Source organism: Magnetococcus sp. PR-3, assembly GCF_036689865.1.
Lineage (GTDB): Bacteria > Pseudomonadota > Magnetococcia > Magnetococcales > Magnetococcaceae > Magnetococcus.
This window is the reverse complement of record NZ_JBAHUQ010000094.1, coordinates 1-432: the sequence shown is the minus strand read 5'-3', so window position 1 is coordinate 432 and position 432 is coordinate 1. Positions and strand designations below refer to the sequence as shown.

General features: G+C 56.9%; 1 protein-coding gene. It reads left to right on the top strand.

The window, feature by feature from the left end:
* Positions 1-432: Calx-beta domain-containing protein (locus V5T57_RS20695; RefSeq protein ID WP_332893170.1), on the top strand; the 432-nt coding region annotated here is incomplete at both ends.

Below are 432 nucleotides of genomic sequence, written 5' to 3'. Positions count from 1 at the left end.
GGGTTGGACTATACCGACCAAAGCGGCACGCTCACTTTTGCCACTGGCGAGAGTAGCCAGCTGGTGACGGTGAGTACGCTGTCCGACACCCTCTACGAAGGGGATGAGCAGTTTAGCATCAGCTTGAGCAATGGTTCTACCGGTTCACACATCTCTGTGGCGACGGCAACCGGTGTGATCACCGATGACAGCAACGATGAAACCACCTTCTCCGTGACCGATGCGTCGGTGGCGGAGGGGAGTGATCTGTTCTTTACTATCACCCGTGATGGAGATGCTCAAGCCGATCAGACGGTGGCCTACAGCTTTACCGATGGCACGGCGGCTGGGTCTGATGTAGACCATAGTGCCGCAGCGGGCACGGTTACCTTTGCCACCGGCGAAGCGTCACAACTGGTCACAGTGGCTACCTCCAGCGATACGTTGTATGAA